This window comes from Kitasatospora sp. NPDC033851, from assembly GCF_055576085.1.
Genome location: NZ_JBVIRL010000008.1, coordinates 26,962 through 48,172 on the forward strand (window position 1 = coordinate 26,962; position 21,211 = coordinate 48,172).

15 protein-coding genes are annotated in these 21,211 nt (G+C 72.8%); 7 read left to right on the top strand and 8 right to left on the bottom strand.

The window, feature by feature from the left end; all coding sequences use genetic code 11:
• The first annotated feature begins 290 nt into the window (after positions 1 to 290).
• From leuS to ACZ51D_RS17325, 5 genes are all read left to right on the top strand, one after another.
• Complete coding sequence (gene leuS / locus ACZ51D_RS17305) at positions 291 to 3,197, top strand: leucine--tRNA ligase (RefSeq protein ID WP_465620109.1); 2,907 nt, start codon at positions 291 to 293, stop codon at positions 3,195 to 3,197.
• Between the two features lie 336 nt (positions 3,198 to 3,533).
• Complete coding sequence (locus ACZ51D_RS17310; protein ID WP_465662703.1) at positions 3,534 to 4,325, top strand: hypothetical protein; 792 nt, start codon at positions 3,534 to 3,536, stop codon at positions 4,323 to 4,325.
• 165 nt (positions 4,326 to 4,490) lie between these two features.
• Positions 4,491 to 5,336, top strand: a complete 846-nt coding sequence (locus tag ACZ51D_RS17315) for a DegV family protein (protein ID WP_465620113.1) — start codon at positions 4,491 to 4,493, stop codon at positions 5,334 to 5,336.
• Between the two features lie 540 nt (positions 5,337 to 5,876).
• On the top strand, positions 5,877 to 6,599 hold the full coding sequence (locus ACZ51D_RS17320; protein ID WP_465662705.1) for a ComEA family DNA-binding protein: 723 nt from the start codon (positions 5,877 to 5,879) through the stop codon (positions 6,597 to 6,599).
• A gap of 44 nt (positions 6,600 to 6,643) precedes the next feature.
• On the top strand, positions 6,644 to 9,289 hold the full coding sequence (locus ACZ51D_RS17325; RefSeq protein WP_465620117.1) for a ComEC/Rec2 family competence protein: 2,646 nt from the start codon (positions 6,644 to 6,646) through the stop codon (positions 9,287 to 9,289).
• Positions 9,290 to 9,590: 301 nt separating this feature from the next.
• Here ACZ51D_RS17325 and ACZ51D_RS17330 read toward each other — a convergent pair whose 3' ends face one another.
• Positions 9,591 to 9,884: a hypothetical protein gene (locus ACZ51D_RS17330; RefSeq protein WP_465620119.1), complete on the bottom strand. Its 294-nt coding sequence runs from the start codon at positions 9,882 to 9,884 to the stop codon at positions 9,591 to 9,593.
• A gap of 74 nt (positions 9,885 to 9,958) precedes the next feature.
• Between ACZ51D_RS17330 and holA the strand changes: the two genes are divergently transcribed.
• On the top strand, positions 9,959 to 10,957 hold the full coding sequence (gene holA, locus ACZ51D_RS17335) for a DNA polymerase III subunit delta (protein ID WP_465620120.1): 999 nt from the start codon (positions 9,959 to 9,961) through the stop codon (positions 10,955 to 10,957).
• Between the two features lie 124 nt (positions 10,958 to 11,081).
• On the opposite strand, the gene ACZ51D_RS17340 is transcribed toward holA, so the two are convergent.
• The 4 genes from ACZ51D_RS17340 to ACZ51D_RS17355 all read right to left on the bottom strand — a co-directional run bounded on the left by ACZ51D_RS17340 (position 11,082) and on the right by ACZ51D_RS17355 (position 14,588).
• Positions 11,082 to 11,756 (bottom strand): hypothetical protein, encoded by a 675-nt coding sequence (locus ACZ51D_RS17340; RefSeq protein WP_465620122.1) that lies wholly within the window; start codon positions 11,754 to 11,756, stop codon positions 11,082 to 11,084.
• Positions 11,757 to 12,192: 436 nt separating this feature from the next.
• Complete coding sequence (gene rpsT / locus ACZ51D_RS17345; protein ID WP_045938443.1) at positions 12,193 to 12,462, bottom strand: 30S ribosomal protein S20; 270 nt, start codon at positions 12,460 to 12,462, stop codon at positions 12,193 to 12,195.
• 149 nt (positions 12,463 to 12,611) lie between these two features.
• The gene (locus ACZ51D_RS17350; RefSeq protein WP_465662707.1) at positions 12,612 to 14,126 is read right to left on the bottom strand and encodes an acyltransferase family protein; all 1,515 of its coding nucleotides are present in this window, start codon (positions 14,124 to 14,126) and stop codon (positions 12,612 to 12,614) included.
• 132 nt (positions 14,127 to 14,258) lie between these two features.
• On the bottom strand, positions 14,259 to 14,588 hold the full coding sequence (locus tag ACZ51D_RS17355; RefSeq protein ID WP_465620127.1) for an antibiotic biosynthesis monooxygenase family protein: 330 nt from the start codon (positions 14,586 to 14,588) through the stop codon (positions 14,259 to 14,261).
• Between the two features lie 189 nt (positions 14,589 to 14,777).
• Between ACZ51D_RS17355 and lepA the strand changes: the two genes are divergently transcribed.
• Positions 14,778 to 16,646 (top strand): translation elongation factor 4, encoded by a 1,869-nt coding sequence (lepA, locus tag ACZ51D_RS17360; protein WP_360504336.1) that lies wholly within the window; start codon positions 14,778 to 14,780, stop codon positions 16,644 to 16,646.
• Between the two features lie 108 nt (positions 16,647 to 16,754).
• Here lepA and ACZ51D_RS17365 read toward each other — a convergent pair whose 3' ends face one another.
• From ACZ51D_RS17365 to ACZ51D_RS17375, 3 genes are all read right to left on the bottom strand, one after another.
• Positions 16,755 to 17,840 (bottom strand): NAD(P)/FAD-dependent oxidoreductase, encoded by a 1,086-nt coding sequence (locus ACZ51D_RS17365; protein WP_465662708.1) that lies wholly within the window; start codon positions 17,838 to 17,840, stop codon positions 16,755 to 16,757.
• 152 nt (positions 17,841 to 17,992) lie between these two features.
• On the bottom strand, positions 17,993 to 18,904 hold the full coding sequence (sigJ, locus tag ACZ51D_RS17370) for an RNA polymerase sigma factor SigJ (RefSeq protein WP_465662710.1): 912 nt from the start codon (positions 18,902 to 18,904) through the stop codon (positions 17,993 to 17,995).
• A gap of 213 nt (positions 18,905 to 19,117) precedes the next feature.
• Positions 19,118 to 21,016, bottom strand: coding sequence for an ABC transporter ATP-binding protein (locus ACZ51D_RS17375; protein WP_360504348.1), 1,899 nt, complete (start codon positions 21,014 to 21,016; stop codon positions 19,118 to 19,120).
• Between the last annotated feature and the right edge of the window lie 195 nt (positions 21,017 to 21,211).

Sequence of the window (21,211 nt, forward strand, 5' to 3'; positions counted from 1 at the left end):
GCGGTCCGGCTGGTCGGCGAGGCTGGTGCGGGGCGGCCGTCCCGGCGGGTATACCCGGGAGCGCGCTGAGTCGCTTGCGGTACCCTGAGCCCATGCGAACCGTGCGCCTGCTCCTTAGCCGGCCGCGCTGACCAGGACCGGCTGAGCCCTCGGGCGGTGCCGGAGTCGGCGTGGCGTCCCCTCCTGCGAGGGGCTTTTTTGTTTTCCGCCCCCGACCCCGTCCCGGGCGGGGCCCACGGGCCGGCCTCCTGCGCGGTTCGCCAACCGACATCGATGGAGCTTGAAGGACCATGAGCGAGACGACCCCTGCGTCCGGCGCGGCCGAGACCGCGACCGAGCAGTTCCGGTACAGCGCCGCGCTGGCGGCCGAGATCGAGTCCCGCTGGCAGGACATCTGGGAGAAGGAGGGCACCTTCCACGCCCCCAACCCCACCGGTGCGCTGGCCGACCCGTCGGCCGGTGACGTCGCCGCGAAGCCGCACAGCTTCATCATGGACATGTTCCCGTACCCCTCGGGCGCGGGCCTGCACGTCGGCCACCCGCTGGGCTACATCGCCACCGACGTCTTCGCCCGCTACCAGCGGATGACCGGCCACAACGTGCTGCACACGCTGGGCTACGACGCCTTCGGCCTGCCCGCCGAGCAGTACGCGGTGCAGACCGGCACCCACCCGCGGGTCTCCACCGAGGCCAACATCGCCAACATGCGCCACCAGCTGCGCCGGCTGGGCCTGGGCCACGACCCGCGCCGCTCGATCTCCACGATCGACCCGGAGTACTACCGCTGGACCCAGTGGATCTTCCTGCAGATCTTCAACTCCTGGTACGACGAGGCCGCCCGCAAGGCCCGTCCGATCACCGAGCTGGTCGCGCAGTTCGAGTCCGGCGAGCGGCAGACCCCGGACGGGCGCCCGTGGGCGTCCCTGTCCGCCGCCGAGCGCGACGAGGCGCTGAGCGAGTACCGCCTGGCGTACGCCAAGGAGGTGCCGGTCAACTGGTGCCCCGGCCTGGGCACCGTACTGGCCAACGAGGAGGTCACCGCGGACGGCCGCTCCGAGCGCGGCAACTTCCCGGTGTTCAAGTCCAACCTGCGCCAGTGGATGATGCGCATCACCGCGTACTCCGACCGGCTGATCGAGGACCTGGACCTGCTGGACTGGCCCGAGGCCATCAAGCTGCAGCAGCGCAACTGGATCGGACGCTCCGAAGGCGCCCGGGTCGACTTCGCGGTCGGTTCCGGAGAGAAGATCACCGTCTTCACCACCCGCCCCGACACCCTGTTCGGCGCCACCTACATGGTGCTGGCGCCCGAGCACGGCCTGGTCGACTCGATCGTCCCCGCCGCCTGGCCGCAGGACGTGCCCGCCGAGTGGACCGGCGGCGCCGCCACCCCCGCCGAGGCCGTCGCCGCCTACCGGGCCACCGCCGCCGCCAAGTCGGACGTCGAGCGCCAGGTCGACGCCAAGGTCAAGACCGGCGTCTTCACCGGCGCCTACGCCGTCAACCCGGTCAGCGGCGCGTCCGTCCCGGTGTTCATCGCCGACTACGTGCTGATGGGCTACGGCACCGGCGCCATCATGGCCGTCCCCGCCCACGACCACCGCGACTTCGCCTTCGCCCGCGCCTTCGCCCTGCCGATGCGCTGCGTCGTCGAGCCGACCGACGGACGCGGCGAGGACCCGACGCAGTGGGACGACGCGTTCGACACGTACGACTCCGTCATCGTCAACTCCGCCCGGGAGCAGGGCTCCGCGGGTTCCGGTGACGGGCTGACCCTGGACGGCCTGAGCGTCGTCGACGCCAAGGCCCACGTGACCGCCTGGCTGGCCGAGCGCGGCATCGGCGAGGGCACCGTCAACTACCGCCTGCGCGACTGGCTGTTCAGCCGCCAGCGGTACTGGGGCGAGCCCTTCCCGATCGTCTACGACGAGGACGGCGTCATGCACGCGCTGCCCGAGTCGATGCTGCCCGTCGAGGTCCCCGAGGTCGACGACTACTCGCCGCGCACCTACGACGCGTTCGACTCCAGCTCCTCGCCCGAGACCCCGCTGTCGCGCAACGAAGCCTGGGTCAACGTCGAGCTGGACCTGGGCGACGGGCCGAAGCAGTACCGCCGCGAGACCAACACCATGCCCAACTGGGCGGGTTCGTGCTGGTACGAGCTGCGCTACGTCGACCCGGCCAACTCCTCGGCGGTCGTCGACCCGGCCAACGAGCAGTACTGGCTGGGCCCGACGGAGACAAAGCCGGCCGGCGGCGTCGACCTGTACGTCGGCGGTGCCGAGCACGCCGTGCTGCACCTGCTGTACGCGCGCTTCTGGCACAAGGTGCTGCACGACCTGGGCCACGTCTCCTCCGTCGAGCCGTTCCACAAGCTGTTCAACCAGGGCATGATCACCGCCGACGTCTACCGCGACGAGCGCGGCTTCCCGGTGCCCGCCACCGAGGTCGAGGAGCGCGACGGCCAGTACTCCTGGCAGGGCGAGCCGGTCAAGCGCGAGGCCGGGAAGATGGGCAAGTCCCTGAAGAACGCCGTCGCGCCGGACGACATCGCCGACGAGTACGGCGCCGACACGCTGCGCCTGTACGAGATGTCGATGGGCCCGCTGGACGTCTCCCGCCCGTGGGACACCCGCGCCGTCGTCGGCTCCTACCGCTTCCTGCAGCGGCTGTGGCGCAACGTCGTCTCCGAGACCACCGGCGAACTGGTCGTCACCGAGGAGACGCCGGACGAGGCGACGCTGCGCGCCCTGCACAAGGCGATCGACGGCATCCGCGGCGACATGGCCGCGCTGCGCTTCAACACGGCCGTCGCCAAGGCCATCGAGCTGAACAACTTCCTGGTCAAGCGCGGCTCGACGCCGCGCGCCGTGGCCGAGCAGCTGGTGCTGATGGTCGCGCCGCTGGCCCCGCACATCGCCGAGGAGCTGTGGCGCCGGCTGGGCCACGGCGAGTCGCTGGCGCACACCGACTACCCGGTCGCCGACCCGGCGTACGTGGTCGACGAGTCGGTGACCTGCGTCGTGCAGATCAAGGGCAAGGTCAAGGCCCGGCTGGAGGTCGCGCCGAGCATCTCGGACGCCGAGCTGGAGGCCCTGGCGCTGGCGGACCCGGCGGTGGTCACGGCGATCGGCGGCGCGGAGGTGCGCAAGGTCATCGCGCGTGCTCCGAAGCTGGTGAACATCGTCACCGGCTGATTCCGGGGCCGGGGCTGACCGGGCGGGCGTCCTTCGGGGCGCCCGCCCGGTGCCATGTGAGGGGGAGGGGACGGGCTCGGGGCCGTGTCGAGGCGGAGGGGACAGGCTCGGGGTCCTGTCGAGGGGGACGGGGACGGGCTCGGGGCCCTGTCGAGGGGGACGGGGACGGGGACGGGCTCGGGCCCTCGGGGAGATCCCGGATCTGTCCCTGATCTCGGGCCGCGGGGCCCGCTCGGGCCGTCCCGGGGAGGGCTCCGGCGCTACCGTGGAACCCTCGGCGATGAGGCCCGCGTTGGGCCCGGTGGGGGCCGAAACGGTGGCGGAAGGTGGCGCACGATGGACGTGTTCGGCGTGATGATCGGCCTGGTCCTGCTCTTCGGGATCGCGGGGGTCGTCCTGGCGGTGGTCGGCACGGTCAAGGCGGCCAAGGCCGTCGGCGCGAAGATCGAGAAGCACGAGGCGAACGCCCGGCGCGCCGTGGAGACCGCCACCCTCAAGGCGAAGACGTACACCAGGATCGGCCCGCCCGCGCAGATCGCCACCGTCCGGCTCGGCCTGCGGACCTCGCTCGACGGCACCCGGCAGGTGCTCGAAGGCGGACTCGGGCAGGACGGCCAGCTCGCCGAGGCGCTCGCCCTGCTCACCCGGCTCGACGCCCACGCGGCGGAGCTCGACGGCGAGCTGCGGATGCTCGAACGCGAGCCGGACACCGCGCGGATCGCCGCCAAGCTGCCGGAGCTGCGCGAGCGGGCGGAACGGATCACGCACGCGGCGGAGACCATGCGCTGGGCGGCGCAGGACCGGATGCACCGGTTCGCCGAGGACGAGCTGAGCCGGCTCAGCCAGGAATGCGAGAGCGAGGCGGGGGCGCTGCGGCACTGGGACGGGGCCGGTCCTGCTCCCGCCGGTTCTGCTTCCGCCGACTCTGGTCGCGCCGGTGCAGGGTCCGGCTCGAGTGCCGGTGGCTCGGCGGGGGCGGCCGCGGGTACGGCCGCAGGTACAGCTCGGGCCGGGCTGACGGACGGGAAGGGGCGTGCGAGCGCGGAGGAGCTGTTGGGGCTCGCCGATCCGCTGGCCAAGCTGGCGCAGCGGCTGCGAAAGCCTTCGGCGGGGCCCTCGGCGGGCTGACTTCCCCGGCGCTCACCGGGCTCGGCTCTCTGAGCAGTTCGTGGGTTGGCTCGCGGGCGGGTCGCGGGCACCTTGCGGGCGGTTCGCGGGCACCTCGCGTCCGCGGCGCGGTGGTCCGCCGACGGCCGCTGTTCCCGCGCACGAACGGGGAGTAACCTCCGCCTCATGCCCTCCGACCTCGCGCTTGTCACCGATTCCACGGCCTATCTGCCGCAGGAGGCCCTCGACCGGCACGGGATCACGGTGGTCCCGCTGAGCGTCGCGGTCGGTGACTCGGTCCTGAGCGAGGGCGTCGAGATCTCCCCGAAAGACGTCGCCGAGGCGCTGCACGGCAAGCAGCGGGTGACCACCTCACGGCCGAACCCGGAGACCTTCGCCGCCGCGTACCGGGCGGCCGCCGAAGCCGGGGCGAAGGGGATCGTCTCGGTGCACATCTCGGGAGAGCTGTCCGGCACCGTCGAGGCCGCCCGGCTGGCGGCCGCCGAGGCGCCCGTCCCGGTGCGCGTGGTGGACAGCCGGCTGGTCGGGATGGCGCTCGGGTACGGGGTGCTGGCGGCGGCCGAGGCGATCGCGGCCGGGCAGAGCCTGGCCGGGGCGGCCGAGGCGGCGGGCCGGCGGGCGGCGGAGACCAACGGCTTCTTCTACGTCGACACCCTGGAGCACCTGCGCAGGGGCGGGCGGATCGGGGCGGCGCGGGCGCTGCTCGGGTCGGCGCTGGCGGTCAAGCCGCTGCTGCACCTGGACGGGGGGCGGATCGAGCCGCTGGAGAAGGTGCGGACGGCGTCGCGGGCGATCGCGCGGCTGGAGGAGATCGCGGTCGAGCGGTCGGGGGAGCGGGAAGTCGACATCACCGTGCACCACCTCGCCGCCGAGGACCGGGCCGAGCCGCTCGCGGAGCGGCTGCGGGCGCGGGTGCCGGGGCTGCGGGAGCTGTACGTCGGCGAGGTGGGGGCGGTGATCGGCGCGCATGTCGGGCCGGGGCTGCTCGCGGTGGTGGTCGCTCCGCGCTGACGGGGCGGGCTGGTTTCGGGCGGTTCGGGAACGGCGGGCCGAGCGCCGTGCCGGTCAACTCGTGATGGCCTTGATCGCTCGTGTGAGTGACAATTTTTGTCCACAACCCCCGGGTTATCCACAGGCTTTCGGTAATTTCGGCGCGCTCGTCGGGGGACTCCTACCGTCCTCGGCATGACGACGATGGGCCCGGGCGCGGCGAAGCGCCAAGCGATCAACGAGACGGTGCGGCTGCGGATGGCGGCGCTGCTGCCGACGGCCGACGAGCCGGTGGGCGGCCGGGGCACGGGGGAAGGCGGGGGAGGTTCCCCGGGGGCGGCTACGGCTGCGGGTGCCGCTGCGGGCGCGGTCTCGTCCGCGACGGGGGAGCTGCCGGCGACCGGGCCGCCGACGGGCGCGGCGCCGTTGCCACCGGGTGCGGGTGCGGGTGCGGGTGCGGGTGCGGGTACGGGTCTGGGCGCCGCCGCGGAGCCACCGGGCGCTGCTGTGGAGCCACCGGGCGCCGGGGCGCGTCCGCGGTTCGGTTCGTTCGCTCCGGCGGTGGTGCTTGACCGGCGCGCGGTGGCCGGGCTGGTCATCCTGCTGCTGTTCGCGGTCGGCTATGCCGTCCAGCACTTCTGGCTGGCCAGACCGGAGACGGTCGCCGTTCCCGCGCTGGCGGCTGCCTCGGCGCTGCCGGGGCCGGACGCGTCGGCCCCCGCCGATGCGACGTCAGGGGGCGGTGCGGTCGGTGCGGTCGGTGCGGTCGGTGCCGTCGAGGCCGGTCCCGCCGTCTCGGGCGGCGCCGTGCCCGGCGCTGGTGCTGGGGTCGGCGTCGGTGCGGCCGTCGTGATCGACGTCGGTGGGCGGGTCCACATCCCCGGCCTGCACACCCTGCCCGGCGGCTCGCGGGTGGCCGACGCCCTGCGGGCCGCGGGCGGAGTGCTACCGGAGACGGACACCAAGAACCTCAACCTGGCCCGCGTCCTGACGGACGGTGAGCAGCTGCTGGTCGGCGAGCAGGCCCCTGCCCCCGCCCCGGCCCCGGCCGCCGGAACCGGCAGCGGACCCCCGGGCCCCGCCGTACCCCGGCCACCCGTCAGCCTCAACCGCGCCACCCTCGAACAGCTCGACACCCTCCCCGGCGTCGGCCCGACCCTCGCCCAGCGCATCCTCGCCTACCGCACCTCGCACGGCTCCTTCCGCTCCCTCGACCAGCTCCGGCAGGTCAGCGGCATCGGCACCCGCACGTACGCGGAACTCCGTCCGCTGCTCACCCTCTGACGCTTCCCCCATCCGTCCCCCTCGCTGCGAAGGGAGGTACCGCCGTGTCCGCAGCCACCGCATCGAACCCGCCTGCCCGCTCCTCGGACACCGACTTCCGGCTTCTGCTGCCCGCCGTCTCGGCCTGGGTGGTCACGGCGGCGCTCCTGCGCCTGGAGTCGGGATACGAGGCCTCCGTCTTCGCGATGGCGGGCGTCGCCGCGCTCGCGGCCGTTCTGCTGCTCATCCGGCCGGGCGTCCTGCGTCGGCGCGGGGCCGCGGTGACGCTGGCCGCCGCCCTGCTCACCGGAGCGGCGGCCGCGATCGCCACCCCGCTGCACACGGCCGACCTGCACCGGGGCCCGCTGCCCGAACTCGCCCGCGCGGCCGAGCACGCCGCGCCACGGTCGCCGGCCGCGCCCGCCCCCGCCCCGGCGGTGGAGGTTGAGCTGACCGTCACGGGAGACCCCAAGGTCCACACCTCCCGGGGCGGCACCACCGGCGGGCAGGCGCTCCTCACCGTGGACGCGATGGCCGACCGCGTCGTCCTGCTCCCGGACAGGCGGACCACCCGGACGCGCACACCCGTGACCGTCATGGTCCGAGGGGCAGACAGCGAGACCTGGCAGCGGCTGCTCCCGTCCGAGCGGCTGGCCGTGGAGGCCGAGGTGCAGCCGGCGGGGGAGGGCCATGACACCGAGTCCGCGGCGCTGCTGCTCGTCCACGGCCCGCCCCGGCAGCTGGCACCGCCGAGCCTGCCGCAGCGAATCGCCGGCCGGCTGCGCGAGGGCCTGCGCGCGGCCACCGAGGGGCTCCCGCCGGACGCGCGCGGGCTGCTCCCGGGCCTGGTGGTGGGCGACACCTCGCGCCTGCCCGACGACCTCGAAGACGCCTTCCGGGCCACCGACCTGGTCCACCTGGTGGCGGTCAGCGGGGCCAACCTGGCGATCGTCCTCGGCGCACTGCTCGGCGCGCCCGGCCAGGCCGGCACTGCGGAACGGCGCGGGCTGGCCGCGGTGCTGGGGCTGTCGCTGCGCACCGCCGCCCTGCTCGGCACGGGGCTGACGCTGGCCTTCGTGACCGTCTGCCGCCCCGAGCCCAGTGTGCTACGGGCGGCCGGGACGGGGCTGATCGGCATGCTGGCCCTGGCCACCGGCCGCCCCCGCCGGGCCGTGCCCGCGCTCGCCGGAGCCGTTCTGGTGCTGGTCCTGCTGGACCCGTTCCTGTCGCGCTCGTTCGGCTTCCTGCTCTCGGTGCTCGCCACGGCCGGGCTGCTCGTCCTCGGGCCGCACTGGGCCGAGGCCCTGCGGGCCCGGCGCTGGCCGCACCACCTGGCCGGCGCCTTCGCGGCGACGGCGGCCGCGCAGGCACTGTGCGCGCCGGTGACGGTGGTGCTGTCCGGGCACATCAGCCTGGTCGGCATCCCGTGCAACCTGCTGGCCGAGCTGGCGGTGGCCCCGGCGACGCTGCTCGGCTTCGGAGTGCTCGTCCTGCAGCCGCTCTTTCCGGCCCTGGCAGGCCTGCTCGCGATGCCGGCCGGGGTGCCGGCCGGCTGGCTCGCCCTGGTCGCGCGACGCGGCGCCGAGCTGCCGGGCGGCCAACTGTCCTGGCCGGGAGGTTGGTTCGGGACGGCGACGGTCGCATTGGCGGTCCTGGCGGTCTGCTGGGCGGCGCCGCTCCTGCTGCCCCGCCGGGCGGAGCCCGACATCCGGGCGCCCGTCCGCCCCCGCCCCGGGCGCCGCAGAGTGCGGGTACTGGTGACGAGCGCGTTGCTGGTGGTCCTGCTGGCCGTACTGCTGCGCCCGCCGCAACTCACCCGGATCGCCACCGGCTGGCCACCGCCGGGGTGGCGCCTGGCGATGTGCGACGTCGGCCAGGGAGACATGTTGGCCCTCGCGGCCGGTGCGCCGGACAGCGCCGTGGTGATCGATGCCGGGCCGGATCCGGACGCCGCCGACAGATGCCTGCGCGACCTCGGCATCACGACGGTGCCGCTCGTGCTGCTGACACACTTCCACGCTGACCATGTCGAGGGCGTGCCAGGGGTGTTGCGGGGGCGCAAGGTCGGCGCGGTCGAGGGCACGACGCTGGACGAGCCGCCGGGCGAGGCGGCCCGGGTGAGGGGCTGGGCCGCCGGGGCCGGAGTTCCGATGCTGAGGGCCGGCCGCGGCGAACGGCGGTCGATCGGAGCGGAGTTGGCCTGGGACGTGGTGTGGCCCGTTCCGGGGGCGGACATCGAGGCGCCCGGGGCGAACAACGCGAGCGTCGCACTGATGGTGACACTGACAGGAGGACTACGGATGGCACTGCTTGGAGATCTCGAACCACCGGCCCAGTCGGCCCTGTTGGGCCGCCTGGGGAGGGTCGACGTCCTGAAGGTCGCGCACCACGGTTCGGCCCACCAGGACTGGGACCTCGCCGGCGCCCTGCGGCCCCGACTGGCCCTCATCTCCTGCGGCGAGGGCAACGCCTACGGACACCCTTCCCCGAAGACGGTCGACCGGCTGCGCGCGCTCGGCGCGACCGTGCTGCGGACCGACCGGGCGGGCGACATCGCGGTGACCGGCGACTCTCCGGCCACTCTCGGCGTGTCCGTCCACCCGCAGCCCACCCACGCGGCCCACAAGCCGCGTGCCCGCGGCGCGAGCAACTCGGTGGTCCCCACCCGCCCCGGGCAGACCCCGGGCACACCGCGGGCCCCGCCCGCGTGACCCCCGCTTTCCTCCTCCTCCCAACCACGAAGTGGGGAAGGGAAAGGGGTTGGGGGTTGGGTTGGGGGAGGAGTGGAGGGGCGGGGGCGGGGCCAGAAGAAACGTTTCGGCGCGCTCCGGGCCAAGCCCGGAGCGCGCGGAAAATAGCAGGAGCAAAATTGGCCCTAACTGGCCCGCCCCACAGCACTTCGCAGAGCCGGGAGCAGGGTTCCCCGGCAAGACTCGATCCGTCAGGCCTGACGGCACGATCCGCCCGTCAGACCCGTCAGACCCGTCAGACCCGGCCGACGAGGCCCGGCCCTCAGGCCTGCTCGCGCCAGCCCTCGTGCTCAGCGGCCAGGGCGTCGAGCGCGTGCAGCAGGGCGGGGGTCCAGCCGGTGTCCGGGGCTTCGACCACGATGAGCCACTGGGCGTCTTCGGCGTCGTCCTCGCCGGCGAGCGCGTCGCGTACGATCTCGAGCTCGCCGAGGTCGGGTTGGGTGGCGCTGAGCTCCTCGGCGGCTTCTTCGGCGGTGTCGCGGTCGGGCAGGACGAGCAGCTGCCGGGCGTGCGGGTCGTCGAGGTCCGCGAGGTCGGTGGTGTGGTTCTCGGTCACCCGGCCATTGTCCAGGCTGCCCGGCTCGGCCGATCGGGCGGGAGTGTCCGCGGCCCGTGGGATGCTGGTAGACGATGGCCAGGAAGAGTGCACCCGACGACCTGCTCGCCCCGCTGACCCTCGCGGTCGGCCAGGAGGAGCTGCTGCTGGACCGCGCGGTCGCCCAGGTGGTGGCGGCGGCGAAGGCTGCGGACCCGGACACCGACGTACGGGATCTGCCGCCCGGCGGGCTGCAGCCCGGCAGCCTGGCCGAGCTGACCACGCCGTCGCTGTTCGCCGAGCGCAAGGTCATCGTGGTCCGCGCCGCCCAGGACCTCTCCGCCGACTCGGTGAAGGAGGTCAAGGCGTACATCGAGGCCCCGGCCGAAGAAGTGATCATGGTGCTGGTGCACGCCGGCGGTGCGAAGGGCAAGGGCCTGCTGGACGCCGGGCGCAAGGCGGGCGGCCGCGAGGTGGCCTGCGCCAAGCTGACCAAGGCGAGCGAGCGGCTGGCCTTCGTCAAGGGCGAGTTCCGCACGCTGGGCCGCTCGGCGACCCCGGAGGCCTGCCAGACGCTGCTGGACGCGCTCGGCAGCGACCTGCGCGAGCTCGCGGCCGCGTGCAACCAGCTGACCTCGGACGTCGAGGGCACGATCGACGAGACGGTGGTGGCCCGCTACTACAGCGGCCGGGCCGAGGCGACCGGCTTCGAGGTGGCCGACCTGGCGGTCACCGGCCGGGCGGCCGAGGCGCTGGAGCGGCTGCGCTGGGCCCTGGCCGTCGGCCAGCCGCCGACCGGTATCACCTACGCGCTGGCCTCCGGCGTGCGCAGCATCGGGCGGCTGGCGACCACCGGGCGGAACATGCGCCCGGCCGACCTGGCCCGCGAGCTGGGCATGCCGCCGTGGAAGGTCGACCGGGTCCGCCAGCAGATGCGCGGCTGGACGGGCGACGGGGTGGCCACCGCGCTGACCGCGATCGCCCAGGCCGACGCCGCCGTCAAGGGCGGGTCGGACGACCCGGCCTTCGCCCTGGAGCGCGCGGTGGTCGCCGTCGCCCGGGCCGCGCGGGCCGGCTCCCGCCCCGCCTACTGACGCCCCGCCTACTGACGCCCACCGACGCGGCGGGGCCATTCGACGCGGCGGGCCCGGCGGTGCCCGGCGGTGCTCGGCGGGGCTCGGCGCGGGCCGACGCGAACAGCGGGGCCGGGCCGGAGGGCTACTTCTTCATGGCCCGGACGGCGTCCTGGCCGTCGGACTGCAGGGCGCTGCGCAGGTCGTCCTTGGACGGCGGCTTGGCCTTCCCCTCGGTGTAGCTGGCGCTGTAGTTGATGTAGTACGTCATCCCGCCGTCGCGGATGTCCAGCTCCGCGTAGACGCTGTGGTACTTGTCCGAGGCGTCGTCCTTGTACAGGAAGTACGCTTCCTCGCCGATCCCGGGGACGTCGGTGACCTGGTAGCCGCGGGCCCGGTACAGCTCCTTGTTGGCCGCCAGCTCGGGCGCGGGGTTGACGGCCTTGTGCAGGTCGGCGCGCAGGTAGACCGAGGCGTACTCGCTGTCGCTGTTGCCGCCGGTCCGCTTGAGGCTCATCGAGCAGTTCATGCTGTCCAGGGCCGGGTGCCGGTCGGTGTGGTGGGTCGGCGCCGAGGTGTCCGAGACGGAGTACGTCTGCAGCAGCTTGGTGGGCTTCGCGGTGGTGCAGAAGTCGTCCGAGAGGTGGTAGCTGCCGAGGCTGCGCGGCGAGGAGTCGCTGCTGACCATGCCGGGGACGGCCACCACGGCGGCGGTCCAGCCGGCCGAGGCGAGTATGGCGCCGACGAAGGCCCAGACGGCGTTGCGCCGCAGGTTCCCTCCGGAGCGGGGCGGCGTCCCCGCGCCCGGAGCGGTCGGCATCCCGGGCGACGTGGGCAAGCCCGGCGGCGGACCGAAGCCCGCAGGCCCCGGCGCACTGGGTGCGGGCTGCGCGCCCGGTACCGGGTGCATTCCCGGCGGCTGCTGCTGCTGCGGGAAGCCGTATCCCGGCCCGTTCGGCGCCGACGGTGGCGGTGGCGGTGGCGTCGTCATGAAGTTCCCCCCTGGGCCTGGCGTCGGGGCGCTCCCCCGCACCTCGATCGCACCTGACCGACCATAGCGGCCGGACCGTGGAACGCGACAGGCGCCGCAGTGGCCTCCGGGGAGGAGGCCGACTGCGGCGCCTGCCGTACTGCTTCGTGCACCGCACCCGCGTGGCGAACGCAGGCCGCGTGCGGTGCGAGTCTCGTGCGTCTCAGGGTCCGGGTAGAGGGCCGGATCGTCCTGGGACGATCGGGGGTCGGAACCCCCGGGGGCGTCAGGCCTGGACGGCCGTGTTGACGCGCTTGGTGATGGCCGACTTCTTGTTGGCGGCCTGGTTGGCGTGGATGACGCCCTTGCTCACGGCCTTGTCGAGCGCCTTGGAGGCGGCGCGGGCCAGCACGGCGGCCTTCTCGGTCTCGCCGGCGGCAGCGGCCTCACGGGCCTTGCGCAGAGCGGTCTTCAGCGAGGACTTGACGGCCTTGTTGCGCAGGCGCGCCTTCTCGTTGGTCTTGTTGCGCTTGATCTGGGACTTGATGTTCGCCACGAAGGAGCCTCAGTCTGTCTAAAGGTTCTGAACGGGATCACACCGGGCGGCCGTCGGTCCAGCTGAGAGGGCATGCCGAGGCCAGGTGCAGCTGACCACGCTACCAGGGGCCCGCCGCCCGCCCCAAACCGGCCGCCTCAGTGACCGGGTCACACGGGCTCGGGGGCGGCGGGAGCGCCACCCACGGGGGCGGTCGGCGCGGTCGGAGCAGACCTGCCGGACGCCGCTACGGGCCCGCCAGGCGTCGGCACGAACCCGCCAGGCGCCGGAGCAGCACCGGCGGGCACCGCTTCCGCGGCCGGAGCGCCGCCCTGGGCGGGGAGCGGAGCGCCGGCGCCCCGGGTGTCGGTCGGGCCGCCGGTGTGCCGCCGGAGCCAGGTGAGGAACCGCCGGCCGAGCTTCTGGAACGGCACCTCGACCAGCCGGTACATCAGGTAGCTGACCGCGAGCGTGATGGCGAGGAAGGTCAGGGTGAAGACGATCGCGAACTTGGTCGACTTCGGCGCCGGCGCCCCCTGGAACAGCCACGGCATGCCGTAGAGCCAGTCCATGCCGTCGATGACCAGCCAGTGCAGCAGGTACACCGAGTAGCTGACGGTGCCCAGCCAGGTGAGCGCCTTCGGGAAGCGCCGCTTCTTCAGCGCCATCCCCAGGATCAGCATGATCCAGGCTCCGGCGTAGGCGAAGGACCACGCCATCCAGCTGGTGGTCCAGGTCCGCCACAGGGCGTCCCCGTGGTTGTACATGCGCCCGCCGAGGACCCCGGCGAGGAAGACGAAGCCGCAGTAGGCGATGGCCTGGATGCGGTCGATCTGGCCGTGCTCCGCGCGGTAGATGACGGTTCCGGCGAACATGGTCGCGAAGATCATCATCGTTTCGAACAGCGCGGACCGGCTGCTGCCGAACGCCAGCAGGACGCCGAGCGCGCCGAGCAGCAGGGCTCCGGTGCGGGTGAGCTGGGAGTTGCCGCTGATCGCACAGAGCAGGCCCATGGCCGCGACGAGTCCGGTGGCCAGGACCAGGTTCTCGGTCGACAGTCCCTGCTTGGCGAGGTTCGCCGGGGCGATCACCCCGCCGAGCAGGACCGCGCAGGTGGCGAAGCCCACGGCGATCGGTCCGCTCTGCCGGTGCTTGCGGAGCACGAACAGGGCGGACACGAAGTAGTAGAACACCATCTCGTAGGTGAGGCTCCACATGATGCCGATGGCGTTGGGCACGCCCAGCAGGTCCTGGAGCAGCATGCTGTTGGCCCCGAGCGAGAGCAGCGGGCGATCGAAGACGGATCGGTCGATCAGCATGTTGTGCCCGGCCGGGAGGATCACCAGCGCCGCGACGAACCCGGCGATGAGTGCCGGGTAGATCCGGAACGCGCGGCCGACCCAGAACGCCTGCATGTCGCCTCGGCGTTCCAGGGAGGCGGGCACGATGTAGCCGCTGACCAGGAAGAACAGCATGACCCCGAACAGGCCGAGGTCGAAGTGGTGGGTCAGCGCCGTGCCGTGCGGGATGAAGAACCGCAGCCCGAAGTGGTGCATGGCCACGGCGAGGGCGGCGAGGCCGCGCAGCGCGTCCAGCCAGCCGAGCCTCGCTGGGGCCGCTGCGGCCTTGTCGTGCGGTCTGTTCCGCGCTCCGCGGCGCACGCGGCTGAGTTCGATCCGTCTCACGGCTGGGCAGATTAGCTTACCGATCGCCTGGCGGAACATATCCGCAGGCGAACCAGGTCGAGCCGACCGGGCCGGGAGGCCCCGTCCCCGACCTCAGGAGAACCTGACGGACCTCAGGAGACCTCACGGACCTCAGGACCTCACGAGTCGGGCCGGCCAGGCGTCGAGCAGGGGCTCGCCGTAGTGCTCGACCTCCGGGAACGGGCGGTAGAAGTGGTGCAGCAGGGCGCGCCAGCGCTGGTACTCGGGGGAGGTGCGGAAGCCCTCGGTGTGGTCGGCGAGGGTCTCCCATTCGACCTGGAGGAGGAAGCGCGAGCCGCGGCCCTCGTCGAGGCAGCGGCGTAGTTGCAGGGAGCGGAAGCCGCGCTGGACGGCGATCAGCGGGCGGGCCTCGGCGAAGGCGGCGAGGAATTCTTCCTCCCGGCCGGGCAGGACGTCGAGCAGGGCGCTTTCGAGGATCACGGGAGGCCATCCTGCCGCCCGGGGACGGGTGGCGGAAGGGTCGGGCGGTGCCCGAACGGCAGCACGGCCCGCGCTCGTGGGAGGATGGGAGGAACTATTTCGATCGGACGAGACTGTCCGGTCCCCGGGAAACCGGTCAGCGATGACCCGGACACCCCCGGCCCCGGACCAACGGAGAATCGGACCAAGGTGCCCGCGACCCCCAGCAATGTGCCAGAGCCCAGCCGTACCGACCCGGCGCTGATCCGCAACTTCTGCATCATCGCCCACATCGACCACGGCAAGTCGACGCTCGCAGACCGGATGCTGCAGATCACCGGTGTCGTCGACCCCCGGCAGATGCGTGCCCAGTACCTCGACCGCATGGACATCGAGCGTGAGCGCGGCATCACCATCAAGTCGCAGGCGGTCCGCCTCCCGTGGGCGCCGACGACCGGGCCGAACGCCGGGGCGACGCACATCCTCAACATGATCGACACCCCCGGCCACGTGGACTTCACGTACGAGGTGTCCCGTTCCCTCGCCGCGTGCGAGGGCACGATCCTGGTGGTCGACGCGGCCCAGGGCATCGAGGCGCAGACCCTCGCCAACCTGTACCTGGCGCTGGAGAACGACCTCACGATCGTCCCGGTGCTCAACAAGATCGACCTGCCGGCCGCCCAGCCGGAGAAGTACGCGGCGGAGATCGCGCACATCATCGGCTGCGACCCCTCGGACGTGCTGCAGGTCAGCGCCAAGACCGGTCTCGGCGTCGAAGGCCTGCTGGACCACATCGTCGACACCATCCCGGCCCCGGTCGGCGTCAAGGACGCCCCGGCCCGCGCGATGATCTTCGACTCGGTCTACGACTCCTACCGCGGCGTGGTCACCTACGTCCGGGTGGTCGACGGCCAGCTCACCAAGCGTGAGCGGATCGCGATGATGTCCACCGGCGCGACGCACGAGCTGCTGGAGATCGGCGTCATCTCGCCCGAGCCGAAGGTCGCCGACGGCCTCGGCGTCGGCGAGGTGGGCTACATCATCACCGGTGTGAAGGACGTCCGGCAGTCCAAGGTCGGTGACACCATCACCTCGATGCACAAGGGCGCGACCGAGGCGCTGGGCGGCTACAAGGACCCGCGCCCGATGGTGTTCTCCGGCCTCTACCCGCTGGACGGCTCGGACTACCCGCTGCTGCGCGACGCCCTGGACAAGCTGCGGCTCAACGACGCCGCGCTGGTCTACGAGCCGGAGACCTCGGTCGCGCTCGGCTTCGGCTACCGCTGCGGCTTCCTCGGCCTGCTGCACCTGGAGATCATCCGGGAGCGCCTGGAGCGCGAGTTCAACCTCGACCTGATCTCCACCGCCCCCAACGTGATCTACCGGGTGATCATGGAGGACGGCACCGAGCACACCGTCACCAACCCGAGCGAGTTCCCGACCGGCAAGCTCGCCGAGGTCTACGAGCCGATCGTGCGCGGCACCATCCTGGCGCCGAACGAGTTCGTCGGCGCGATCATGGAGCTCTGCCAGGCCCGCCGCGGCAACCTCCAGGGCATGGACTACCTCTCCGAGGACCGCGTAGAGCTGCGCTACACCCTGCCGCTCGCCGAGATCGTCTTCGACTTCTTCGACCAGCTGAAGTCCAAGACCCGCGGCTACGGCTCCTTCGACTACGAGCCGATCGGCGAGCAGAGCGCCCAGCTGGTGAAGGTCGACATCCTGCTGCACGGCGACGCGGTGGACGCCTTCTCCGCGATCGTCCACAAGGACAAGGCCTACGGCTACGGCGTGATGATGGCGGGCAAGCTGCAGAAGCTGATCCCCCGCCAGCAGTTCGAGGTGCCGATCCAGGCCGCGATCGGCTCCCGGGTGATCGCCCGTGAGACGGTCCGCGCGATCCGCAAGGACGTCCTCGCCAAGTGCTACGGCGGTGACATCTCGCGTAAGCGCAAGCTGCTGGAGAAGCAGAAGGAAGGCAAGAAGCGGATGAAGATGGTCGGCCGCGTGGAGGTCCCGCAGGAGGCCTTCATCGCCGCGCTGTCCACCGACGCCGAGGCGCCGAAGGACAAGAAGTAACCGAGGCGAGCCGAAGGGCCCGGGCATCCCGCCCGGGCCCTTTTGCGTTCCCGGAGGCCGTCCAGGCCGTCGAGGCCGTCAAGGCCGCTTCGGCGGCTACCCGGGCGGCTACTTCAGCGCGCTGAAGACGGCGGAGACGATCCCGGCCTTGGCCAGCCGCCCCGCGGCGCCGGTGAACACGGTGGGCTTCATCGAGTCGTCCGCGTGGACCAGTTGGAGCAGCCCGTCCCGCCGGCCGAGGCTGACGCACTGCACGAGGTACCGGAACGAGAACGGCTTCTCCGTGCGCCCGCCGAGCAGCTTGCCGACGTACTGGCCCTGCGGCAGGGCGGTGGCGCAGCCCATCCGCAGGGTGCCGACGTCGGGGACGGTGACGGCGGCGGCGTCGCCGACCACGTGGACGTCGGGGTGCGAGACGGACCGCAGGTGGTCGTCCACCAGGGCCCGGCCGCGCTCGTCCACGGCCAGCCCGGCCTCGGCGGCCAGCGGGTGCGGCTCCAGCGAGGCGGCCCAGAGGGTGAGGTCGGCGTCGATCGGGCCGGCGGTGGTGCGCAGCCCGTCCGGGGTGACCTCGGTGACGGTGGCGTCCTCGTGGACGGCGACGCCGAGCCGGTCGAGGACGCGCCGGACGTGGGCGCGGCCCTTGGGCGAGTAGATGCCGCCGACCCGGCCGGCCGCGATGATCCGCACCCGCCAGTCGGGGTGGGCTTCGGCGAGTTCGGTGGCCAGTTCGATGCCGGTGGCGCCGCCGCCGACCACGGCGAGGGTGCCGGGCCGGGCGGCCTCGCGGATCAGGCGCCGGACCTCGGCGGCGCGCTCGACGGGGTGGGCGTTTTCGACGGCGCCGGGGACGCCGTGCCAGGCGGTGCGGCTGCCGAGGGCGTAGACCAGGGTGTCGTAGGCGAGGGTGGTGCCGTCGTCCAGCAGGACCTTGTGTCCGGTGAGGTCGAGTTCGACGGCGCGGGCCCGGTGGTGCCGGATCGTGCGGCCGCGGGCCAGGTCGGTGATGGCCGGCCAGTCGCGGCCGCGGCCGGCCGCCGCTTCGTGCTGGCGGATGCGGTGCAGGAGTCGCTCCTCGGGGGCGACCAGGGTGACGGTGTGGTGCCGTCCGGCGCCCTTGGCCGCGGTGAGTCCGGCGTATCCGGCGCCCAGGACGACGATCCGCTTCCCGGGGGTGGTGGTGCTGCTGCTCATCTCGTCCGCCTCCATTCGGTGCGCCCTCGTGGAGCGCTGCTCGGGAAGGGGACGACGCGGCCGGTCGGGATGTGACCGTGACCCGCGTCACATCGCCGCGGGTCTGGGGCGGGCCCGGGGTGGGGCTCGGGGCGGGGGTGTCGTGGGGTCGGTCAGGGGGCGGTGACCGGGCTGATCCGGCTGAGCTTCTCGGGGTTGACGACGACGTGCGCCTCGGTGATCCGCCCGTCGGCGACGGTGAAGGCGAGCACGCCGCCGACGGTGCCGGTGGCCCGGTCGTACCAGACCAGCCCGGGTTCGCCGTTGACCATCGCGTGGGCGGTCCCGATGTCGGGGGTGAACCACTTGGCGATCAGGCCGGTCACCAGGCGGGACACCCGGTCGGCGCCGCGGACGGGGCGGGCTGCGGCGCGGACGATGCCGCCGCCGTCGGCGTGCCAGACCACGTCCGGGTCGAGGACCTCCATCAGGGCGAGGATGTCCCCGCGGGTGGTGGCGGCGACGAAGGCCTCGACGGCCTGGCGGTGCTCGGCCGGGGCGGCGCCGCCGGGGCGCCGGGCGCTGTCCTTGACCCGGCGGCGGGCCCGGGAGGCGAGTTGGCGGGCGGCGTCGGGGGAGCGGTCCAGGGAGGCGCCGATCTCCTCGAAGCCGACCGCGAAGACGTCGTGCAGGACGAAGGCGGCCCGTTCGGCCGGGGTGAGCTGTTCCAGGACGGCGAGCAGGGCGAGCGAGACGGACTCGCCGCGCTCGGCGAGTTCGTCGGGGGAGTCGGGGCCGTCGGCGTAGGAGACGGCCGGCTCGGGCAGCCACTCGCCGTAGTAGGCCTCGCGGCGGGCCCGGGCGGAGCCCAGCTGGTCGTAGCAGAGCCGGGTGACGACGGTGGTCAGGAAGGCGCGCGGATCGGCGACGGTGGCGCGGTCGGCGGCCTGCCAACGCAGCCAGGCGTCCTGCAGGACGTCCTCGGCGTCGGTGAAGGAGCCGAGCAGCCGGTAGGCGACGGAGCCGAGGTAGCGGCGGTTCGCCTCGAAGGCGTCCGGGGCGGCCGGGAGCTGGTCGTCGATCACGCGCCCAAGGTAGCGCCCGGCGGCACCCATGGCGACGACCGGGTGCGCGACGGGCGGGGACGCGAAGGCGGGACGCAAAGGTGGTCACCCGCGAAGAGCATGCACACGAGGGCACGCACACGAGGGCACGCACACGAGGGCATGCACGCGAAGGGCATGCACGCGAAGGGCCGGGGCGGAAGGTCCCGCCCCGGCCCGTCATGTGGCGCTGCGTCAGTCGACCTCGGCCACGGCCTCCGCGAACTGCGCCTGGTAGAGCCGGGCGTAGGCGCCGTCGGCGGCGATCAGTTCGTCGTGCGAGCCCTGTTCCACGATCGAGCCGTTCTCCATCACCAGGATCACGTCGGCGTCCCGGATGGTGGAGAGCCGGTGGGCGATGACGAAGCTGGTGCGGCCGGTGCGCAGCCGGGCCATGGCCCGCTGGATGAGTACCTCGGTGCGGGTGTCGACGGAGCTGGTGGCCTCGTCGAGGACCAGGATGGACGGCTGGGCGAGGAAGGCCCGGGCGATGGTGATCAGCTGCTTCTCGCCGGTGCTGACGTTGGTGCCCTCGTCGTCGATGACGGTGTCGTAGCCGTCCGGCAGGGTGCGGACGAAGCGGTCGACGTGGGCGGCCTTGGCGGCCTCGACGACCTGTTCGTGGGTGGCGCCCCGGGCGCCGTAGGCGATGTTGTCGGCGATGGTGCCGCCGAACAGCCAGGTGTCCTGGAGGACCATGCCGATGCCGGAGCGCAGGTCCTCGCGGGACATCGCGGAGATGTCGACTCCGTCGAGGGTGATCCGTCCGGAGCTGACCTCGTAGAAGCGCATCAGCAGGTTGACGAGGGTGGTCTTGCCGGCGCCGGTGGGGCCGACGATGGCGACCGTGTGGCCGGGTTCGACCTTGAGCGAGAGGTCCTCGATGAGCGGCTTGTCGGGTTCGTAGCGGAAGGAGACGTCCTGGAAGGCGACCCGGCCGTGCAGGGCGTCCGGCTTCTCGGGCATGGCGGGTTCGGCGCTCTGCTCGGGGGCGTCGAGCAGTTCGAAGACGCGCTCGGCGGAGGCGACACCGGACTGCACCAGGTTGGCCATGCTGGCGACCTGGGTGAGCGGCTGGCTGAACTGCCGGGAGTACTGGATGAACGCCTGCACGTCGCCGATGGACAGCGCGCCGCTGGCCACCCGCAGGCCGCCGACGACGGCGACCAGCACGTACTGCAGGTTGCCGATCAGCATCATCGCGGGCTGGATGATCCCGGAGATGAACTGGGCCTTGTAACTGGCCTCGTAGAGTGCCTCGTTGTGCTTGCGGAAGGTCTCCGCGGACTCGCGCTGGCGGCCGAAGACCTTGACCAGGGTGTGGCCGGTGTACATCTCCTCGATGTGGGCGTTGAGCTGGCCGGTGGACTTCCACTGCTGGACGAACTGCGGCTGCGCCCGCTTGCCGACCTTGGTGGCGACGACCACCGAGACCGGCACCGAGACCAGGGCGATCAGGGCGAGCAGCGGGGAGATCCAGAACATCATGGCCAGCACGCCGACCACGGTGAGCAGCGAGTTGACGACCTGTCCCATGGTCTGCTGCATGGACTGGCCGATGTTGTCGATGTCGTTGGTGACCCGGCTGAGCACTTCGCCGCGCGGCTGCTTGTCGAAGTAGCTGAGCGGCAGTCGGGACAGCTTGGACTCGACGTCCTGGCGCAGCCGGTAGCTGGCGAGCTGGATGGCCTTGGTGGCCAGTCGGCCCTGGAAGATGCCGAGGACGGCGGAGGCGACGTAGATGCCGAGCACCCAGAGCAGGACGGAGCCGATGGCGTCGAAGTCCATGCCCTGGCCGGGGGTGAAGTCGACGGCGGAGAGCAGGTCGGCGACGCCCTTGTCGCCGTGGGCGCGCAGGCCGTCGATGACCTGGGCCTTGGAGCTGCCGGGTGCGAAGCGGGCGCCGACGACGCCGGCGAAGATCAGGTCGGTGGCGTTGCCGAGGATCTTGGGGCCGATGACGGCGCACCCGATGCCGAGGACGCCGAGGAGCAGGACGCCGATGAGGATGTTGCGTTCGGGGCGCAGCAGGCCGAGGACGCGTTTGCCGGAGCCCTTGAAGTCCATGGACTTCTCGGAGCCCTGGCCGCCCATGAAGCGGCCGGGTCCGGCGGGGCCGCGGCGGGCGGCGGCGGCCTGGGAGTCGCTGGGCAGTTCGGCGTCGGTCTTCGTCAGGTCGGCCTGCGCGCTCTCGGCTTTCGTCAGGTCGGCCGTCGTCAAGTCGGCCGTCGTCAAGTCGGCCGTTGTCGGGCCGGCCGTCGTCGGGTCGGCCTTTCCGGTGTCCTGCTC